Source organism: Paraburkholderia sp. FT54 (assembly GCF_031585635.1).
Classification (GTDB): Bacteria; Pseudomonadota; Gammaproteobacteria; order Burkholderiales; family Burkholderiaceae; genus Paraburkholderia.
Genome location: NZ_CP134195.1, coordinates 3,486,634 through 3,505,478, shown reverse-complemented (window position 1 = coordinate 3,505,478; position 18,845 = coordinate 3,486,634). Strand labels below are relative to the sequence as shown.

At 63.2% G+C, this 18,845-nt stretch carries 14 protein-coding genes; 10 read left to right on the top strand and 4 right to left on the bottom strand.

Going from position 1 to position 18,845, the window contains the following annotated elements:
• Window positions 1-6: 6 nt before the first annotated feature.
• The 7 genes from RI103_RS16160 to RI103_RS16130 all read left to right on the top strand — a co-directional run bounded on the left by RI103_RS16160 (window position 7) and on the right by RI103_RS16130 (window position 9,693).
• Complete coding sequence (locus RI103_RS16160; RefSeq protein WP_310812932.1) at window positions 7-1,392, top strand: undecaprenyl-phosphate glucose phosphotransferase; 1,386 nt, start codon at window positions 7-9, stop codon at window positions 1,390-1,392.
• A gap of 66 nt (window positions 1,393-1,458) precedes the next feature.
• Complete coding sequence (locus tag RI103_RS16155) at window positions 1,459-2,598, top strand: polysaccharide biosynthesis/export family protein (RefSeq protein ID WP_310812931.1); 1,140 nt, start codon at window positions 1,459-1,461, stop codon at window positions 2,596-2,598.
• 49 nt (window positions 2,599-2,647) lie between these two features.
• The gene (locus RI103_RS16150; RefSeq protein ID WP_310812930.1) at window positions 2,648-4,882 is read left to right on the top strand and encodes a polysaccharide biosynthesis tyrosine autokinase; all 2,235 of its coding nucleotides are present in this window, start codon (window positions 2,648-2,650) and stop codon (window positions 4,880-4,882) included.
• 80 nt (window positions 4,883-4,962) lie between these two features.
• Window positions 4,963-6,081: a GDP-mannose 4,6-dehydratase gene (gene gmd / locus RI103_RS16145; protein ID WP_310812929.1), complete on the top strand. Its 1,119-nt coding sequence runs from the start codon at window positions 4,963-4,965 to the stop codon at window positions 6,079-6,081.
• A 5-nt stretch (window positions 6,082-6,086) separates the two neighbouring features.
• Window positions 6,087-7,046 (top strand): GDP-L-fucose synthase, encoded by a 960-nt coding sequence (locus tag RI103_RS16140; protein ID WP_310812928.1) that lies wholly within the window; start codon window positions 6,087-6,089, stop codon window positions 7,044-7,046.
• 112 nt (window positions 7,047-7,158) lie between these two features.
• On the top strand, window positions 7,159-8,301 hold the full coding sequence (locus RI103_RS16135; RefSeq protein ID WP_310812927.1) for a glycosyltransferase family 4 protein: 1,143 nt from the start codon (window positions 7,159-7,161) through the stop codon (window positions 8,299-8,301).
• A 57-nt stretch (window positions 8,302-8,358) separates the two neighbouring features.
• Entirely contained in the window at window positions 8,359-9,693 is a 1,335-nt protein-coding gene (locus tag RI103_RS16130) for a glycosyltransferase WbuB (RefSeq protein WP_310812926.1), read from the top strand.
• 31 nt (window positions 9,694-9,724) lie between these two features.
• Here the strand turns inward: RI103_RS16130 and RI103_RS16125 are convergent, their stop codons facing one another.
• The gene (locus RI103_RS16125; protein WP_310812925.1) at window positions 9,725-10,228 is read right to left on the bottom strand and encodes a hypothetical protein; all 504 of its coding nucleotides are present in this window, start codon (window positions 10,226-10,228) and stop codon (window positions 9,725-9,727) included.
• Between the two features lie 184 nt (window positions 10,229-10,412).
• Here RI103_RS16125 and RI103_RS16120 point away from each other — a divergent pair, with 184 nt between their 5' ends.
• Window positions 10,413-11,033, top strand: a complete 621-nt coding sequence (locus RI103_RS16120) for a DapH/DapD/GlmU-related protein (RefSeq protein ID WP_310812924.1) — start codon at window positions 10,413-10,415, stop codon at window positions 11,031-11,033.
• A 220-nt stretch (window positions 11,034-11,253) separates the two neighbouring features.
• Window positions 11,254-12,993, top strand: coding sequence for a GMC family oxidoreductase (locus RI103_RS16115; RefSeq protein ID WP_310812923.1), 1,740 nt, complete (start codon window positions 11,254-11,256; stop codon window positions 12,991-12,993).
• 108 nt (window positions 12,994-13,101) lie between these two features.
• On the opposite strand, the gene RI103_RS16110 is transcribed toward RI103_RS16115, so the two are convergent.
• Together RI103_RS16110 and RI103_RS16105 are read right to left on the bottom strand one after the other, a co-directional pair.
• Complete coding sequence (locus tag RI103_RS16110; RefSeq protein ID WP_310812922.1) at window positions 13,102-14,316, bottom strand: glycosyltransferase; 1,215 nt, start codon at window positions 14,314-14,316, stop codon at window positions 13,102-13,104.
• Window positions 14,313-15,806, bottom strand: coding sequence for a hypothetical protein (locus RI103_RS16105; RefSeq protein ID WP_310812921.1), 1,494 nt, complete (start codon window positions 15,804-15,806; stop codon window positions 14,313-14,315). Before RI103_RS16105 ends, RI103_RS16110 begins: the two co-directional genes overlap by 4 nt.
• A gap of 341 nt (window positions 15,807-16,147) precedes the next feature.
• On the opposite strand from RI103_RS16105, the gene RI103_RS16100 reads away from it, so the two are divergent.
• The gene (locus tag RI103_RS16100; protein ID WP_310812920.1) at window positions 16,148-17,302 is read left to right on the top strand and encodes an acyltransferase; all 1,155 of its coding nucleotides are present in this window, start codon (window positions 16,148-16,150) and stop codon (window positions 17,300-17,302) included.
• A gap of 116 nt (window positions 17,303-17,418) precedes the next feature.
• Here the strand turns inward: RI103_RS16100 and RI103_RS16095 are convergent, their stop codons facing one another.
• On the bottom strand, window positions 17,419-18,609 hold the full coding sequence (locus RI103_RS16095) for a glycosyltransferase (RefSeq protein WP_310812919.1): 1,191 nt from the start codon (window positions 18,607-18,609) through the stop codon (window positions 17,419-17,421).
• Between the last annotated feature and the right edge of the window lie 236 nt (window positions 18,610-18,845).

Here is an 18,845-nt window from a genome sequence, read left to right as displayed (position 1 = left end):
GCCAAAATGCGCAAGTTTCAAGATTTGCTCGCGCGAGTTTTCGATGTTGCATTGGTGTTGGCGGGTGCGGCGGTGGCGTCGCAGATCCGTTTTGATTACCTCGCTCAATCCGGTTTCTATTGGGCGCTCGTGATGTTTTCCGCTGCCTTCGCGCTGGCCATCTTTCCGGCGTTCGGCGTCTATGAATCATGGCGTGGCCGCTCCAAGCTGGCGCTGGCCGGCCAGGTCTCGCTCGCATGGCTGATGGTGCAGGGCAGCGCCCTCGTGCTGATGTATTCGCTGCATCGGATCGACTTCGTGTCGCGGCTGTGGTTCTCGTACTGGACGGCGGTGACCGGCGGCTTGCTGATCGCGTACCGGCTGATGACGCACGCCGTGCTGGCGAGCGCACGCAGTGCGGGGATGAACTTGCATCAGGTCGCCATTGTCGGCAGCGGCTCGCAATGCGACGCGATCATTCGTCGGATCAATGCGGCGCCGACCACGGGTTTTCGCGCCACGGCCGTGTACAACGCGCGTCCGGACGTGTCGCCGGTCACGAGCCAGGGCGTGCCGGTGTTCGACACCGTCGACGCGCTGGCCGGCTACATGCGGACCAACGACGTGCACGAACTGTGGCTGATGCTGTCGCTTTCCGAGGAGCCGCTGATCTGCTCGCTGGTCGGCGAATTCCGCGACGATCTGGTGAACATCCGCTTCATGCCGGACGTGCGCAGCCTCGCGCTTTTCGAAGGCAGCGGCGTGATCGATCTGCTCGGCGTGCCGGCGATCAATCTCGTGGCCTCGCCGCTGTCCGCCAGTTCGATGCTGAAGAAGGAAATTTTCGACCGCCTGTTCGCCCTGACCGCGCTGATCGCGCTCGCGCCGGTCATGCTCGCCATTGCGATCGCAGTGAAGCTGTCGTCGCGCGGTCCGGTTCTGTTCAAGCAGAAACGCAAAGGCGCGGACGGCCACGTATTCACGATCTACAAATTCCGCTCGATGCGTTTGCATACCGAGCAAAAAGGCACCGTCAGGCAAGCCACGCGCAATGATCCGCGCGTCACCAAAGTGGGCGCCTTCCTGCGCCGCACGAGCCTCGACGAACTGCCGCAATTTTTCAACGTGTTGCGTGGCGACATGTCGGTCGTTGGACCGCGTCCCCATGCACTCGAGCACGACGACCTTTATCAGAAAGTGGTCGCGGGCTATATCAATCGCTACCGCATAAAGCCGGGGATCACGGGGTGGGCACAGATCAACGGCTTTCGTGGCGAAACCGACCGCATCGAAAAGATGGAACGTCGCGTCGAACATGACCTGTATTACCTGGGCCATTGGTCGTTCGCACTCGACATGCGGATTATCGGCGCGACGATAGTCGCCGGACTGGTGCATCGAAACGCTTATTAGTTGTTAACAATACGCTGGGCGCACCCTCCCTTGAGGAAAAACGCCGTGGCGCACGGAGGAAACATCATGAGCTCGCTTGGTTTACGCACGGGAAGTCTCCTGGTTTTCGCTACTGCCGCACTGCTTTCCGGATGCGGGATCGCACCGGGCCAGCGGATGGTCACGCCTGCCGCAGTTCAGGACACGGGTGGTGATTACAGTACTGAAGCGAATACGCAACAACAGATACCGATTACCGATATCAATCTCACGCTGCTGCGCAAGATGAACCAGGCGCAGGCGACCGCGCCGCTGTCGCCGCAGATGCTCGCGCTGTTCGGCAAGCCGACCGCTTACAAGGTCGGCCCCGGCGACGTGCTGCAAATCGTCGTGTGGGATCACCCGGAACTCGCGGCCGCGCTCGGTCAGCCGGCACAGGGCGTGAAGGCGACGGATGCCGCACCCGGCTTCCTGATCGACGAAAACGGCGATGTGCAGTTCCCGTACGCAGGCAACGTGCATGTGGCCGGCAAGGACGTCACGACGATCCAGAAGGAATTGCACCGGCGGCTGAGCAACGTATATCAGAAGCCGGAAGTGACGGTACGGGTGGCCTCGTTCCGCGCGCAGCAGGTCTATGTGGACGGTGAAGTGCGCACGCCTGGCACTCAGTCGGTCAACGACATTCCGATGTCGCTGACGACCGCGATCAGCTTGAGCGGCGGCCTGAGCCCGAATGCGGACCGCAGCCGCGTGGTGTTGATCCGCAACGGCGTCCCGTATCAGCTCAACCTCGACGATCTGATCAAGCGTGGCAAAAATCCGTCGGACATCTACATGCAACCGGGCGATGCGCTGCGTGTGGCATCGCGCGAAGACAGCGGTGTCTATGTGATGGGCGAAGTCAACAAGCCGGCGACCATCCTGCCGATGCGCAACGGCTCGCTGACGCTTTCGCAGGCGATTTCCGACAGCGGCAGCTTCGACTCGAACACGGCCGCGGCGCGGCAACTGTTCGTGATCCGCAATTCCACGAGCGAAACGCCTGAGGTGTACCACCTCGATGCGACGTCGCCGGTGTCGATGGTGCTCGCCAATCAGTTCGAACTGCAGCCGAAGGACGTCGTGTATGTCGGTCAAGGCGGGCTGGTCCGCTTCAACCGCGTGTTGAACCTGCTGCTGCCGGCGATCAATGCGGCTGTAACGGGGGCCGTCCTCGCGAAATAACAACCGTGCAACGTGATCTTGAACCGCCGGGCTTTGTTGGGTGAAGAAAATGGCAATCAACTTCGAAAACCGCTACACCGACGTGTCCGGAACGGACGAGCTTCATCTGTCGGACTATCTGCGTACGATCGTGCGAGGTTGGCGCACGATCGTGATGGTGACGCTGATCGCGCTCGCGCTGGGGTGCGCGTACGCCTTCCTCGCGCCGCCGACGTACCGCGCGGATGTCTTGTTTCACGTCGAGGACAAGACGGCGAATGCCAATGCGAACGGCAAGGATTCCTTGCCGCCGCTTACCGGCATGTTCGACACCAAGCCTTCGACGGCGGCCGAGATCGAGTTGCTGAAGTCGCGTCTGGTCACGGAAGAAACCGTCAAGAAGCTGCACCTCGATATCACGGCTGGGCCGCGCTATTTTCCGATCATCGGCGGAATGATTGCGGGGTTGGTGAACGGGCAATGGGGCTTCAAGTTGCCGCAGTTCATCAACCTGTCCGGCTATGCATGGGGTGACGAGAGCATTTCGGTGTCGCAGTTCGACACGTCGAAGGACATGTACGACACAACCTTCACGCTGATTTCCAGCAATGACGGTTCGTATGTGCTGCGCGACAAGAACGGTATTGCGATTCTGTCGGGGAAAGTGGGCGAAACCGTGCAAACGGATACCGCCGACGGGCCGATCACGCTGCGCGTCGACAAGCTGGTCGGCGCAGCCGGTTCGCGTTTCGAATTGCAGCGGGCCTCGACGCTGAGCACGGTGGATCGCCTGCAAAAGGCGCTGGTGGTGCAGGAAACCACGCTGCAATCCGGTGTGATCCGCGCGAGTCTGGAAGGCGGCGACAGCGGCTTGACGGCGGCGATCGTCAACAGCATGGCGCGCGAGTTCGTGCGGCAGGATGTGGAGAGCCGTTCGACCGAAGCCGAGCACATGCTGGCCTTCCTCGATCAGCAACTACCCGGCCTGCGCAAGGAACTCGACGATGCGGAGCAGCGCTACAACAAGTTCCGCAACACGCACGGCACGGTCGACCTGGGCGAAGAAAGCCGCCTGCTGCTGCAACAGATCGTCGATAACAAGACCAAGCTGATGGATCTGCAGCAGCAACGCGCGGAGATGTCGCAACGCTTCACGGCGAATCACCCGGCGGTGGCCTCGCTCGACGCGCAGATCGCCGCCTTGCAAGGCGCGGCGGCCACCATGAACCGCAGCGTGGCGGTCATGCCGGATACGGAGCAGACCGCATTGCGTCTGCTGCGCGACGTGCACGTCGACACGGAGCTGTACACCAATCTGCTGAACAGTGCGCAGCAACTGCGCGTGGCGAAGGCGGGACAGGTGGGCAGCGTGCGCGTGGTCGACTTCGCCGAAGCCCCGGATGAACCCGTACGCCCGAAGCGCGTGCTCGCGATCCTGATCGCGCTCGGCGGCGGTCTCGTGCTCGGCATCCTGCTGACCTTCTTCAAGCGCGCGATGTACGGCGGCGTGGAACGTCCGGACGAACTCGAAGGCATGCTCGGCGTGCCGGTGTTTGCGGTCGTGCCGCGCAGCCAGACCCAGTTGAAACTGCAGGAAAACGTCATGCTGCGCCGTCGCGGGCTGCATGTGCTCGCGCAGCAGGCGCCGGAAGACATCGCGGTGGAAGGCGTGCGCAATCTGCGCACCTCGTTGCAGCTCTCGCTCGATCACGCGGAGAACAACGTGGTGATGATCACCGGTTCACGGCCCGATTCCGGCAAGTCGTTCCTGTCGGTGAATCTGGCGGCGCTGGTGGCCTCGGCGAACAAGCGCGTGCTGATTATCGACGGCGACATGCGGCGCGGCGACGTGCACTCGCATTTTGGTGTCGCGCATCAGCCGGGTCTGTCCGACGTGCTGAGCGGCGGCGATCTGAGCTCGATGATCCAGCGCGACGTGCTGCCGGGTCTCGACGTGCTCGCCAAGGGCACGCTGCCCTCGCATCCGGCCGAACTGCTGATGAGCAAGCGCTTCGAATTGATGCTCGAAGAATTGAAGGCGCAGTACGACCTCGTGATCGTCGACACGCCGCCGGTTCTGGCGGTGACCGACTCGACGGTGATCGGCAAGTACGCCGGCACCACGCTGCTGGTGGTGCGCCATGGCCGCCATCCGCTCAACGAGGTCATGGAGACGGCCAAGCGGCTGCGTAATGGCGGTGTGGGGCTCAGAGGCGTGCTGCTGACCGATGTGCCGCAGGAAGGCGCGTTCCTCGGCTCGGGTTATCAGGGCGGTTACTACGGCTACGACAGCATCGCTGGTTGAGACAGCGGCCGGCGGCCGCGCAACAAAGGCTCAACCGGGTGGTGGATTGGCATTGCAAAGGTTAACGAGGAGAAGGTTCCATGAAACGTAAGGTCGCGCTGATCACCGGCATCACTGGACAGGACGGATCGTACCTGGCGGAGTTGCTGCTCGCCAAGGACTACGACGTACACGGCATCAAACGCAGGTCATCCCTGTTCAACACAGACCGGATCGATCACCTCTACCGCGATCCTCACGATCCGGACCAGCGACTCTTTCTGCACCACGCGGATCTGACCGACTCGACCAGCATTCTGCGCGTGATCCAGCGCGTCGAGCCGGACGAGATCTACAACCTCGCCGCGCAGAGCCACGTGGCGGTGTCGTTCGAGGAACCGGAATACACGGCCAATGCGGACGGCCTCGGCGCCTTGCGGATTCTCGAAGCGATCCGCATTCTCGGGTTGCAGGAGAAGACGCGCTTTTACCAGGCCTCGACCTCGGAACTGTACGGCCTCGTGCAACAGGTGCCGCAGTCGGAGACCACGCCGTTCTATCCGCGCAGCCCGTATGCCGTCGCCAAGCTGTTCGCGTACTGGACCACGGTCAATTATCGCGAGGCTTACGGTCTCTATGCCTGCAACGGGATTCTGTTCAATCACGAATCGCCGGTGCGCGGCGAGACGTTCGTGACGCGCAAGATCACGCGCGCTGTCGCGCGCATCGCGGTGGGCATGCAGAAGACCTTGTATCTGGGCAACCTGTCGGCGTTGCGCGACTGGGGCCATGCCCGCGATTACGTGGAAATGCAATGGCGCATGCTGCAACAGGAGCGGCCGGAGGATTACGTGATCGCAACGGGCGTGCAGTACAGCGTGCGGCAGTTCGTGCAGCACGCCGCCGCTGAACTGGGCGTTACCGTGCGTTTCGAAGGCACCGGCGTGGATGAAATCGGTATCGTCGAAAAGGTGGAAGGGCGCGAGATCAAGATGTCGCCGGGCGACGTGATCGTGCGCGTCGATCCGCGCTACTTCCGGCCCGCCGAGGTCGAGACGCTGCTCGGCGATCCGTCGAAGGCGCATGCGAAGCTCGGCTGGCGGCCGACCACCTCGTTCGAGTCGCTCGTCAAGGAAATGGTGCGCTCGGATTATCAGATTGCACGACGTGACGCGCTCGTCACGCTGGCCGGATTCACGGCGCTGGAACATCACGAGTAACGGCGATGAACAAACAAGCACGCATCTTCGTCGCGGGCCACCGTGGCATGGTCGGGTCCGCGCTGCTCAGGCGTCTTGCCGCCGACGGGTATCAGAACGTGATCACCCGCTCGCGCAAGGAACTCGACCTCACGGATCAGGCGGCCGTGAATCGCTTCTTCGAAAGCGAAAAGATCGACGTGGTGCTGCTCGCGGCCGCGCGCGTGGGCGGAATTCTCGCGAACGCGACGCGGCCGGGTGAGTTCATTTACGAAAACCTCGTGATCGAAACCAACGTGATCCATGCCGCGTACCGCGCCAAGGTCGAGCGCCTGGTGTTCTTCGGTTCGTCGTGCATCTATCCGAAGCAGTGTCCGCAGCCGATTCGCGAGGAGTATCTGCTGACCTCGCCGCTGGAGCCGACCAACGACGCCTACGCGATCGCCAAAATCGCCGGCCTCAAGCTGTGCGAAGCGTACAACCGCGAGTACAACACGCACTATGTCGCGTTGATGCCGACCAATCTGTACGGCCCGAACGACAACTACGATCTGAACAGCAGCCACGTGTTGCCGGCGCTCCTGCGTAAAGCGCACGAAGCGAAGCTGAACGGCGACGCAACGCTGGGCGTATGGGGTTCGGGCACGCCGCGCCGTGAGTTCCTGCACGTCGACGACCTCGCCGCGGCCACGCTGTTCGTGCTCGAGCACAACGTGACCGAGGGCCTCTTCAACGTCGGTGTGGGTGAGGATCTGTCGATTCGCGAGCTCGCCGAATGCATCTGCAAGGTGGTCGGCTTCGAAGGCGAACTCGTGTTCGACGCCTCGAAACCCGACGGCACGCCACGCAAGCTGCTCGACGTTTCCCGCCTCGCGCAAATGGGCTGGCAGGCGACGATCGGTCTGGAGGACGGAATCGCGTCCACATATCGTGACTTCGTCGAATCACACGCCGGTTCGACACCCGCTGCCGCCCTCGAGGCCTAGACGCGCGAATGGCCGCTGCAGCGCGGCTTTGGAGCGAAGGACCGCATGGGACGCTGTGCGTGCGCAAGACGCGCAATGCACGCAGGACGATATTTCGAGGAGTGGCATAAAAATGACAGCGTCAGTCACGATCTTCCACAATGTTGTGTGGTCGCGCCACAAAGGTGTCGTGTTTTCCGCCTTGCATAACATTTCGGCTTCCGGAGCAATTCGTTATTCGATGGTGCAGATCGCGGATACGGAGCACGATCGCGTCGGGTTTTCCGACGTCGATTATTCGTTTCACCGTTATCCGATGCAAAAGCTGTTCGACGGCTGCTACGAAGACGTGCCGACCATGAAGCTGATCGCGCGGCTCACGTGGGAAGTTTTGCGCACCAAGTCGGATCTGATCGTGCTGCCGGGCTATCACCGCCCGGAATACTGGGCGATGCTCGCGGCGTGCATCGTGACCGGCAAACGGCGCGCGGTGTTCTGCGATTCGACCGCGCGCGACCGGCCCAAAAAGCTGCTGACGTCGATTCCGAAGCGCGTGTTTTTCTCGCTGTGCGACGGCTATTTCGGCTTCGGCGAACGCAGCCGCGAGTATCTGCTGTCGCTCGGCGCGAAGCGCGACAAGATTTTCGTGCCGTGTCAGGCCGCGGCGATGCCGGGTTCGTTTTCGCCGGAGCGCGCGCTGGTCGAGCGGGTCGCCGCCCGCGCGGGTAATCCGCCGGTGTTTCTGTTCGTGGGGCGGCTGTCCGAAGAGAAAGGCATCGGCACGCTGATCGAGGCGCTCGCCGGATTGCGGCGGCGTATTCCGGCGGCCAGGCTGCGCATCGTCGGCACCGGCCCAATGAGCGACGCGTTGCATGCGAAGGTGGCCGAGCTCGAACTCGGCAACGCGGTGACGTTCGTCGGCAGTCTGCAGGACGAGCCGCTTACCCGCGAATATTACGGCGCCACCTGCATGGTGCTGCCGAGTTACAGCGAACCTTGGGGACTGGTGGTCAACGAGGCGCTCGCGCATGGTTGCCCGGCAGTGGTCAGCGAGAGTTGCGGCTGCGTGCCGGAACTGGTGATCGACGGAGTGAGCGGCTATGCGTTTACAGCGGGCGATGTCGCCGGCTTGCAGCGCACCATGCTCAAGGCAATGGAGGCGTTCGCCGACGCGGGCGGCACCGCGCGCCGGTGCATGGATGTGATTCGCCGTTTCGATCCGCCTTCCGCGGCTGCCAACATCGCCCGCGGCTGTGCATTGATGTTGAGCGACTGAGTCGCTCCGCCCGGCAGCGTCGCGCGCATGACGCCCTAACTCGTTCTGGCAGTCACGATGAAGATATTGATCTACGGCATCAACTATGCGCCTGAGCTGACGGGAGTGGGCAAGTACACGGCGGAAATGGCCGTGCTGCTGGCCAACCGGGGACACGAAGTGCGCATGGTGTGCGCGCCGCCGTACTACCCGGAGTGGCGTGTCGGGGAGGGCTACGCATCGTGGCGATATCAGCACGAGACGCGCGACGGCGTGGCGATCTGGCGCGCGCCGCTCTGGGTGCCATCGCGTCCCAGCGGCCTGAAGCGGATGCTGCATCTGGCGACCTTCGCGGCGACCTCGTTGCCGCTGCTTGTGCGGCATGCGCTGTGGCGCCCCCACGCGGTCATGCTGATCGCACCGACCTTGATGTGCGCGCCGGGCTCGCTGATGCTCGCACGCATCACGCGCGCGCGCGCGTGGCTGCATATTCAGGACTACGAGGTCGATGCGGCATTCGATCTGGGACTGCTCAAAAGCTCGCTCGTGGCCCGCACCGCACGCTGGATGGAAAGCGCGTTGCTGCGGCGCTTCGATGTGGTGTCGTCGATCACCCGGCAGATGAGCGCGCGCGCGACGACCAAGGGCGTCGACGCGTCACGGGTTGTCTGCCTGCCCAATTGGGTCGATGTGTCGACCATCTTTCCGCTTACGCGGCCGAGCGAGTACCGGCGTCTGCTGGGGATTCCCGTCGAACAGAAAGTGATTCTGTACTCAGGCAACATGGGCGCGAAGCAGGGCATCGAAACGCTCGCCGATGCGGCGGTCGCGCTGGCCGGACGCGTGGACTTCACCTTCGTGTTCTGCGGCAGCGGCGCCGCGAAAGAGAGTCTGCTCGAACGCTGCTCGGGATTGACGAATTGCGTGTTCCTGCCGCTTCAGCCGGTGGAGCGCCTGAATGAACTGCTCAACCTCGCCGACATTCACGTGCTGCCGCAACGCGGCGACGCGGCGGATCTCGTCATGCCGTCCAAGCTCACCGGCATGTTCGCGAGCGGACGGGCGACCGTGGCGATGGCGCGTCGCGGCACGGCGCTCTACGAAGCCGTGGCGCCGCGCGGCGTGGTCGTGCCGCCGGACAACGTGAAGGCACTGGCGGCGGCGATCACAGTGCTGGCAAGCGACACGGAACGGCGCACGGCACTCGGCAAAGCGGCACGCAATTATGCGGAGCGCGCGCTCTCGCCGGAGGCGACGATTCGCACCTTCGAGGAACGGCTTGCGATGCTGTTGCGCAAGGTGGGCGGCAAACACAGTGAAGGCGGCACGCCGTCTTTCGGCGCGCCGCCTTCAGGTGCTGCGGCGAGGCGCCGGCGAAAGCCGGCTACCACGGAGGAAGCCGCGCCGGATTGATCCGGCACGCGGCCCTGTCATGAAGGCGATATCACCACGGAGAACGGTAGACACCCCGCTTGCTGGCGTAGGGGTCGGCATAGGTGGTTCTCGCGGCGCCTTCGGGCGTCAGACCGTCGGCAGCATTCGGACGTCCCGGCTGGCCGGCCACACGCACCTGGCCGTTGGCAGCAGCCGGCGCTTTGCGCTGACCCTTGCCTTTGCCTACCGCCGGTTGCGCAGCCTGGTCGCCGCCCAGCACCGTCATGCGTTGCGTGTCGAGCAGCGCGGCGCGTTGGGCGTCGTTGGTATTGCCTTGCGCGTCGTTGCTGCCGTATGGGTTCGGCGCGCCGAGAAAGCCCTGCTCGCTGCTGCGATGCGCGGCGCGCCGGTCGGCGGGAAGCTGTGCGTTCAGACCGTAGCCGTTGGCCGCCGTCGCGGCGGGAGGACGGGCGGCACCGGCGGCATTGGGTGCGTTCTGCGCGAACGCCGGCGCCGCGCACGAGGCGATTGCGAGAAACGTCCAGGTAGTCGTGTGTCGAAGCAAGGTCATCATCTTATTCCCCAGGGAGATGCTGTCGGGATAAAGCTATCGTGCGCCAACCAGTACGCGTGTAGCCGCCAAAACGCTTGCCTGCACAGCCACTGGGCGAAGCCGCGCCAGGCGCCGCAACATAATGTAAGCAGTTGCTTGGCATGCCTGCATATGTTTACCACCGTTCGTGGTTCGGAGAAAGCTGATGGGTAACATAGCCGACGATCCGCACGTCGGGCGCATGCCGCAAGCCGAGCGCGCGCGCGCGGACGGCCGCGTCATCGATCTGGGTCAGGCCGGAAAAGGAAACTATCAGGCCAAGCGCGGCGCGCTGATCGAGCTGATCTGGTTCGTGCTGGAAGCCTGTGTGATCAACAACAAACTGCTGCCGTTCTCAGCTGTGCGCGTTGCGTTGCTGCGTCTCTTCGGCGCGACGATCGGTACAGGTTGCCGGTTCGTGCATCCGGTGCGCGTGAAAGCACCGTGGAATCTCGAGGTCGGCGAGAACTGCTGGTTCGGTGTCGATGTCTGGATCTACAACCAGACGCTGATTCGCATCGGCTCGAACGTGTGCATTTCTCAAGGCACGTTCCTCACCGCGGGCTCTCACGACATGAGCACCACGATGGATTTGCATGTCGCGCCGATCATCATCGAGGACGGCGTCTGGATCACTTCGAAGTGCGTGGTGCAAATGGGCGTGACGATCGGCCGTTCGGCGGTCGTGACACCTTTGTCAGTCGTGCATCGTTCGCTCGAAGCGGAGGGTGTGTACGGCGGAAATCCTTGCCGCTTTATCAGGAAACGGTTCGACTCCGTGACCTGAACCACAGACAAAGAACCACAGCGTTCATACGCTGGGGAGGCCGAGGTCGTTTTGCCGGAATGTCGGCTGCCGCAATGGGATTGCCGCGCTGCACGATGAGCGCGTTCGCGGCAGCACTCATGCAAGTTCCGGTTGCGACGTTTGCGTGACCTGGTTGCCAGCTCCGGCTGGCGCACCGTGGCGCGCTGAGCAAATGCGTGAAGAAGATGGGGAGCAGCGGATGTTCATCGATACGCGTACTGTTGAACAAAACACGGTCATTGAAACGACGGTCTGCATCATCGGCGCGGGCGTCGCGGGCATTACGCTCGCGCTCGAAATGTCGAGGGCGGGTATCGACGCCTGCGTGCTCGAAAGCGGTGGTTTCGGACCTGACGACGCGACCCGCGACCTCTATCGCGGCGAGAACATCGGGCTTCCCTACACGTTCGCGGACGGCTCGCGCAGCCGCTATTTCGGCGGCAGCAGCAACTGCTGGGGCGGCTGGTGCCGCCCGCTCGATCCCTGGGACTTCGAAAAGCGCGACTGGATTCCGCACAGCGGCTGGCCCTTCGGCCTCGATGAACTGGCGCCTTACTACGCGCGCACGCATGAATTGCTGAAGCTCGGCCCGGAGAATTTCGACCCCGCTTACTGGGAGCGCGAGATCGGTCGCCACGACGTGCGCCGGTTGCCGCTCGCCACCGGCGACATGCGCGATACCGTCGCGCAGTTCAGCCCGCCGGTGCGTTTCGGCAAGGTGTATCGCGAGGAACTGTCGCGCTCGACGCGGGTGCGGGTGTTCCTCCATGCGAACGTGCTCAATATCGAAGCCGATGCGCAAGGCACGGCAATTTCCAGAGTGAAGGTAGGCACGATCAGCGGCCGCAGGATATCGATGACGGCGAGGATTTTCGTGCTCGCCACGGGCGGCATCGAAAACGCGCGCCTGCTGCTTGCGTCGAACAATGTGCAGGCCGCCGGGCTCGGCAATGCCAACGATCTGGTCGGCCGCTACTTCATGGATCACCCACGGATGATGTCGGGCAAAGTGCGCTTCCGTCCGGGCATCGCGCGCAACAAGCTGTACGACATCAAGTATCACTACCAGAATGCGGCCGTCTCGGCGCACGGCACGAAGATCTCGTCCCAGTTCGCGCCGAAGCAGGAGTGGATGGAACGCGAGAAGCTGCTCAATTCGCGCGTGTGGCTCTATTCGAAATGGTACGGCGAGGGCAGCGCGGGTTCCGAGGCGCTGATCCGCTTCAAGGAAGCGCTGATGGGCAAGGACCAGCCGGGCCGCAGCCTGAAGCGCGACATCGAGACCATGATCGCGCACCCGCTGCACACTGTCGGGTTCGGTTTGACGCGGCTGTTGCAATGGCCCGCGCTGATCACCGACGTGACGCTGCAGGCCATCGTCGAAGCGGTGCCCAATCCGGACAGCCGCGTCACGTTGTCGGCGGACAAGCGTGACCACTTCGGCATGCCGCGCGTGCGCGTGGAGTGGCGCCTCGGCGAACAGGTGCAGCGCACTTTCGATAAAACGTTCCAGTTGCTCGCGCAGGAATTGCAGATGGCGAACGTGGCGGATGTCACGCTCGATGCGCCGCTCGAAGGCCGGACGTGGCCAGTGAAGCTGGAAGGCACGTGGCATCACATGGGCACCACGCGCATGCACGATTCGCCGCGCGAAGGCGTGGTCGATCGCGATTGCAAGGTGCATGGGATCAGCAATCTGTACATTGGCGGCAGCTCGGTGTTTCCGACTGTCGGCGCCAACTTCCCGACCATCACGATTGCCGCGCTGTCGCTGCGTCTCGCCGGCCATCTGATGCAGCAGCTGGATGTGCCGGACGTGGTAGCCGGCACGCGAGCCGAAGCCGCGAACAGCGCCACCATGTCGCTTCAGGCGCCGCCGCAAGTCGACACGCTGCCGATCGCGGCCTCCACCTTGACGCCGTTGATGAAAGAGCAGTGAACGTGTGATCAAGGCAAGCGAAGATGGCGCGCCAGGTGCGCGCCATCTTCGCTGGGTTGCGGGTTTCATGAAGCTGCGCAATGCCGCCGGCGATCGGCGGCTCGCGTGTCAACGGCCTGGTTGGGTTGCTTCGCGCAGCGTGGTGAGCGTGTTTTCGCGCACGTCGTCGTGACCGCCTTTGTTTTCGAGCAAGGCCGTCAGCGCGCTGACCATGGTCTCGACACGGAAACGCGCATTGAATGTCTGGGCCGCTTGCGCGCGCATCGCCTCGCGAGCCATGTCGTCGAGTTCGAGCCAGCGCAGCAGATTCTTCTGCGTGCCGTCGACCGTGTCCGAGGCCACCAGTCCCGCGCCGTCGGCTTCGATCTCGCGCCACACGTTGACCTTGTCGGAGATCAGCGCCGGCAGTCCGCAGCCGAGCGCCTCGGCCACCGCCACGCCGAAATTCTCCTGATGCGACGGCAGCACGAACACGTCGCTCGCATGAAAAGCGCCCCACTTGAGGTCGCCTTGCAGCATGCCGGGCAGACTTACGCGATGCGCGATGCCGGCCGCTTGCGCCTGGGTGCGTAGCGTCGACGCCCAGCCGGTTTCGTCCGGACCGGCGATCACGAGGTGCAGCGTCGGATCGCGGCTGGCAACGCGCGCGAAAGCGTCGATCAGCAGATCGCAGCCTTTCTTCGCATGCACGCGGCCGAGAAACAGCACGATGCGTTTGCCGCGCAAGCTCGGTATGGCTTTGAGGAAGGTCTCGCGCAACGGCGCGGCTTCGAGTTGCGGCACTGTCGTGCCGAACGGCACGATCCGCTCATGCGCGCGGTACAGCCAGAACGACCGGCGCGCCCGAGTGCGTTCTTCCTCGGTGGTGAAGATGACGGCGCGCGCGTCGCGCAACACGCGATACTCGGCCCACGGCCAGTACAGCCACTTCTTCAGATGTTTGAGCGGGTAGGCCTCCTTGAACCACGGGTCCAGCATGCCGTGCACATACACGTAATACGGCACCTCGCTCTTGTGCAGCGCTTTCCATGCCGCGAAGCCATGGTATTGCCACAAGCCGTGGACGATCACCGCGTCGAAGCGCTTCGCGTTGGCGGCGAGCCACGGCGCGAGGCTTTCGCTGAAGCTGTAGCGGCCCCTGGTCGGGCCGAAGACGTGGACCGGAAAGGGGAAGGCCGCAAGATAGGGGGCGCCGGGGGCATCGCAGGTCGCCACTTCGATCTCGTGTCCGGCTTCCCGCATCGCCGTGCCGCTGCGGCGAACGCCTTCAACGGGGCCGCCGGCGCGTGGGTCGACGCTTGCAAGCAGGTGGAGAATTTTCATCGGGGGATATTCGGTCGGTTGGAGCGATGCCTGGGCGGCGTATGCGGGACGAGGGCGCCGAACTGGCCGGCGTCGGACGAGGAGCCGGCCGTGCGCGACATGCCGAGCGTCGACGCCAGGTCGGCGCGGCCCATGCCAGGCCGGATCCGGCCGGGCAGTTCCGGCATCGCTTCCGCGCGCATATACGGCGGCCTGCGCAAGCGCCTTACGCGCGCCGGCAGCGCGCGCTGCAAACGCGCGTGGGTGGCGATCATCAAGCCGAGCGCGACGCCGAAAATCAGCCCTGAAAAACGCGGCCCGAGCGGATTGCCGCCGATCGAAGTGGCCGGCAACGCGGCAAACAGCATGATGGCGCGCCCCAGCACCGGCAACATCGGCGCGTCGGGCACGACGGAGCGCCAGTAGCGATACGAGAAGAAGCAGATCGCCAACGCGGCGAGCGTGGCCAACGGCATGCCGACGCCGAACAGCAGGCCGCCCGCGAAGAACTGATAGACCCAGAAGTTGTGGCCCGCGGCCCATTCGTTGATCGCGTAAAAGTCCTTCTCGCTGATCTGGCCGGCGAGATCCGGCAGATAGACAGGCGAGTAGCGATAGTAGTGGCCGTAGCCTTCGCCGAACAATAGCGTCTCGGGCTGCGCGGTCACCTGGTCGTACTGGTCGCGCATTTCCGCGAGACGCGTGACCGTGGTCGGATCCTTGCCGGAGCGGGTTTCCTCGGAGAAGAAAATGCGCTGCGTCCAGTGCTCGGCGACGGTCGGGAAAGTCAGGGCCGCGACGCCGGCCATGCCGGCGAGCACGGCGCCGATGATGATGGTGCGGCTCATCGCGCGCCAGATATGGCGAATCGAGGGCGCGCTCAGCCCCATGGCGATCAGGAACAGCAGCACCGTGCCGACCATCACGCTGCGCGTTACGCTCAGCAATTCGATGACGACGCTCAGGCCGAAGACCGCCACGGTAAACAGCGAAAAACGCTTTGCCACGACGAATTCGTGGAGCAACACGCCTTGCAAACCCAGCAACGTCACGGAGAGGATGCGGAAGCGCACGTCGTCGAGATCGCCGCCCGTCGCCATGCCGTAGCCGAGGGTGAACACGAGGCTGATGACGTTGGCGACGAACAGGGCTTTTTCGAACTGGCCGATGCGGAATTCGCTCCACGGGCGGCACGCCACGAGATAGCCCAGCATGAAGAGGATGAACGGCAGCAGTACCCGCAGATAGTTGCCGGTGTCGTTATCCTGAACCAGTTGCGCGACGATGCTGCCGAACACGCACAGGATCATGCTCCACGTGACGGTCAGGCGCAGCCTCGAGCGCTCGTGAAAGCGCGGCGCGATGAGAAGGAGGGCAACCCCTGCGGCGATCGCCGGCAGGACGAAGATGAACTGCGCGAAGTGACCCGTATTCGCGTCGGTCGCCTTATAGTCGAACGCAAGCGGCAGCAAAAAAAACCATATCCAGGGCGTTGCATACTGATGGCGCATTACCGATTCCTCCCCGTCGCCGTCGTTTCGCCGTCGGTCTATAGCGGACGGTCTCGCATCGGGTTATTTTGAAGGAATCTGCACGCCTGTTAGTTGGCTGGGCCGCATTCGTCGAACATTGCCTGGGTTCTGGCGGCAGCGGAAAGCGTAAGCTCTGCAAGACGCGCGCACACTTGCTCATGTTGTCGTCCAATGCCTTGAAGTTGGCGCGCACGCACGCTTGCCCGCACCGAAGATGCAAAAAGGGCCGCGCGCCCGCGAGAGAGACGATAGCCACCATCTTGCATGGGGCCAGATTCAGGCGCTAAAGCGCCAACTCTGGTCGATAGGGGGAGAACAACATGAAATTATTCGGCGGGGCGGGACCCGCAAAGGCCGGACGGGCGATCGAGCTCGACTTCGTCCGCGGCATCGCGATCATCGCGGTGATGGGCTTTCACTTTCATGCTGTTCATACCGGCAATTACCTCATCCAGATTATTGAGTACCCGCTGAAGAATTTCGGCCGCGAAGGCGTGAACCTGTTCTTCACGCTGAGCGGTTTTCTGGTCGGCGGCCTGCTGCTCCGACAGTACGCCGAAACCGGCCACGTCGACGCAAGACGCTTTATCATCCGGCGGATTTTCCGCATCTGGCCCGCGTATTACGTGCTGATCGTCTTCCATGTGCTGGCCGGGCGTCACCCGTGGAATACCTTCCTGGTCCAGAACCTGACGCACCTGCAGAACTATCTGGGCACGTCGATTACCCAGACCTGGAGCCTGGCGGTCGAGGAACACTTTTATCTGGTGCTGCCGGCGCTTCTGTTGATGTTCGCGCGCTGGCGTCTCGGTGCATGGACGATCGTCGGCGTGCTGACCGGCATCTGCGCGGTGGTGCTCACGGCGCGCTGCTTCGCCGTGGCGGGCGGCAATCTCGATGGGGCGTTTGCTTACACGCAATACCGTATCGACAGTTTGCTGGTGGGCGTGATTCTTTCCGCGATCTACTGGATGAAACCCGGCGTCTACCATCAGCTCGCCAAGCGCAAGTGGCTGCTGATCTTCAGCGTCGTCCTGCTCTGCGCATGGCTCGCCTTCGCCACCAAGAACCTCGCGCTGGATGAAAGCATCGGCTACACGATTCAGGCGCTCGGATTCGCCGCGCTGATCGTGCTGGTGCTCGAGTACTCCGGCTCGCTGCGTACGTCGTGGATTTATCGCGGCGTGGCCTGGATCGGTCTCTATTCGTACGGTATTTACTTGTGGCATTCGCTCGCGCTCGCACCCGGCGACATGCTGATCCGGAAGGCGACCGCGCTGGGTCTCGCGCCGAGTCTCATTTGGGTCGTCGCGCTCGCGGCGCAGTTTGCGATCGCGATCGCGATTGGCTATGTGACCACGCGTGCGATCGAGTATCCGTTCCTGCTGATGCGCAATGCGCTGTTCCCCGAAAAGCGCAGCAGTTCGGTGCGCGAGGAAGTGCCCGCTGCCGCCGCCGGTGGCCAGTTGTCCTGAGCACGCAAGCATAAGGCCGGCTGCCACGGCAGCCGGTCAATAACCGACGCTACATGTGACGAGGCGTCCATCGAACGGATGGACGCCTCGTGTTTTTTGAAGAGCCCGCTACGGAATCAAGCCATCTGCTGCAGCAAGGTCTGCTTGAACTGGCCGAGCGTATGCCGTGACAACAGATCTTCGCGAGCGGACGGCACGCCTTCGGGCGCGTGCGGCCACGAGGTCATGGTCTCGGTGATTGCACGGCCGATCGACGCGGAACTCAGGTCGCTCAAAATCGGCCCCAACTCGCAACGCCGGCTGAACCAGCCGATCAAACCGTCTTCCGTCGCAATCACTGGCTTGCCGAAACGATACGCCTGCACCAGCACGCCGCTCATGCCGTAATGCCCCTTATAGCCGAGCCAGACCGCATCGCACGCGGAGAACAGATCGCGCTCCATATCGTTGGAAATGAAGGCGTCGAGCACCAGCGGCGCGGGCTTGAGGCTGCGTACGTGATTGCGCATGAAATGACGCGTGCCTGTGTCCTGCTCGCCGGCGACGATCAGCGTGGGTGCATGTTCGAGGCGCGTCAGCGCATGGACCAGTTCGTAGATGCCCTTGCGTTCCGTGATCGCGCCGTACACCAGCAGATAGCGCTGCTCGGGATTGAGCCCCAGACGTTCGCGCGCCAGCACGGGGTTTTCCGCGTGTTCATCGGGGAAAGGGTCGGCTACGTAGGCGATGGCCGCGCTGTGCTTCGACGCATTGCGCGCCGACCATTCCGGCAATGTGGGGTCGATGGTCAGCAGCGTGCGCAGGCCGGTGGTCCGGATCGCGCGCTTGAAGAGCAGCGACTTGATCGCATTGACAACGGGACGATCAGGCGCCTTGATCCCGACCTTGTGATGATGGAACGTCGAGCGCATCGTGATGCCAATCCATGGTGTCTTGCCGAAAGGCGAGCCGAGAAACGGCAGCGAATAGAAGAAGTAATCGACGTAGGGCACGACCACGAGGCGGATCGACTGCATGCGGCTGATGATCGAGTACACGCGCTTGAAATAGCGGTGAAAGCGCCAGTATTCGTTAGGATCGCGCCGCAGGCCGCGGGGCTGCTCCTCGGGATCGACAAAGGCGATCTGCTGGTCGGGGCGGTTGGCGGCGGTGATCTGCCGCGCGAGCCGGTGGTCTTCGTTGGCGCATTCGGTCACGAGCATGCACGGATAGCCGGCTTCCGCGCAGGCCTGCATGGTCCACTCGACATATCGCCAGCGGTGGCCGGTGAGATTCGGTTCCACAATCAGGATGTAGTCTTGTTCCATCGCGTCGGTAGCCGTTTGCGTTGCGGAAAAAAGTGCCCGGGCGCCCGTTCGGGCATGGCGCTAGCTGAGCAACGTTAGCACCGCCGGAATCCGTGGAACCACCAATTTGACCCGCTTTGTGGCTCAGCGTACTAGGGGGCGTCGGCTTCGGCTGAACCGGCCTAGCTGATGGCGGTTGTAGGCGATTCTCTCGCGGTATGGTCGTGCATGGAATTCGTTGAAAAACTCCGCCAGCT

What these genes read in the sequence shown, in the direction of transcription:
- RI103_RS16160 (WP_310812932.1), top strand. Translation starts at nt 7, where the DNA reads ATGCGCAAGTTTCAAGATTTGCTCGCGCGAGTTTTCGATGTTGCATTG.
- RI103_RS16155 (WP_310812931.1), top strand. Translation starts at nt 1,459, where the DNA reads ATGAGCTCGCTTGGTTTACGCACGGGAAGTCTCCTGGTTTTCGCTACT.
- RI103_RS16150 (WP_310812930.1), top strand. Translation starts at nt 2,648, where the DNA reads ATGGCAATCAACTTCGAAAACCGCTACACCGACGTGTCCGGAACGGAC.
- gmd (WP_310812929.1), top strand. Translation starts at nt 4,963, where the DNA reads ATGAAACGTAAGGTCGCGCTGATCACCGGCATCACTGGACAGGACGGA.
- RI103_RS16140 (WP_310812928.1), top strand. Translation starts at nt 6,087, where the DNA reads ATGAACAAACAAGCACGCATCTTCGTCGCGGGCCACCGTGGCATGGTC.
- RI103_RS16135 (WP_310812927.1), top strand. Translation starts at nt 7,159, where the DNA reads ATGACAGCGTCAGTCACGATCTTCCACAATGTTGTGTGGTCGCGCCAC.
- RI103_RS16130 (WP_310812926.1), top strand. Translation starts at nt 8,359, where the DNA reads ATGAAGATATTGATCTACGGCATCAACTATGCGCCTGAGCTGACGGGA.
- RI103_RS16125 (WP_310812925.1), bottom strand. Translation starts at nt 10,228, where the DNA reads ATGATGACCTTGCTTCGACACACGACTACCTGGACGTTTCTCGCAATC.
- RI103_RS16120 (WP_310812924.1), top strand. Translation starts at nt 10,413, where the DNA reads ATGGGTAACATAGCCGACGATCCGCACGTCGGGCGCATGCCGCAAGCC.
- RI103_RS16115 (WP_310812923.1), top strand. Translation starts at nt 11,254, where the DNA reads ATGTTCATCGATACGCGTACTGTTGAACAAAACACGGTCATTGAAACG.
- RI103_RS16110 (WP_310812922.1), bottom strand. Translation starts at nt 14,316, where the DNA reads ATGAAAATTCTCCACCTGCTTGCAAGCGTCGACCCACGCGCCGGCGGC.
- RI103_RS16105 (WP_310812921.1), bottom strand. Translation starts at nt 15,806, where the DNA reads ATGCGCCATCAGTATGCAACGCCCTGGATATGGTTTTTTTTGCTGCCG.
- RI103_RS16100 (WP_310812920.1), top strand. Translation starts at nt 16,148, where the DNA reads ATGAAATTATTCGGCGGGGCGGGACCCGCAAAGGCCGGACGGGCGATC.
- RI103_RS16095 (WP_310812919.1), bottom strand. Translation starts at nt 18,609, where the DNA reads ATGGAACAAGACTACATCCTGATTGTGGAACCGAATCTCACCGGCCAC.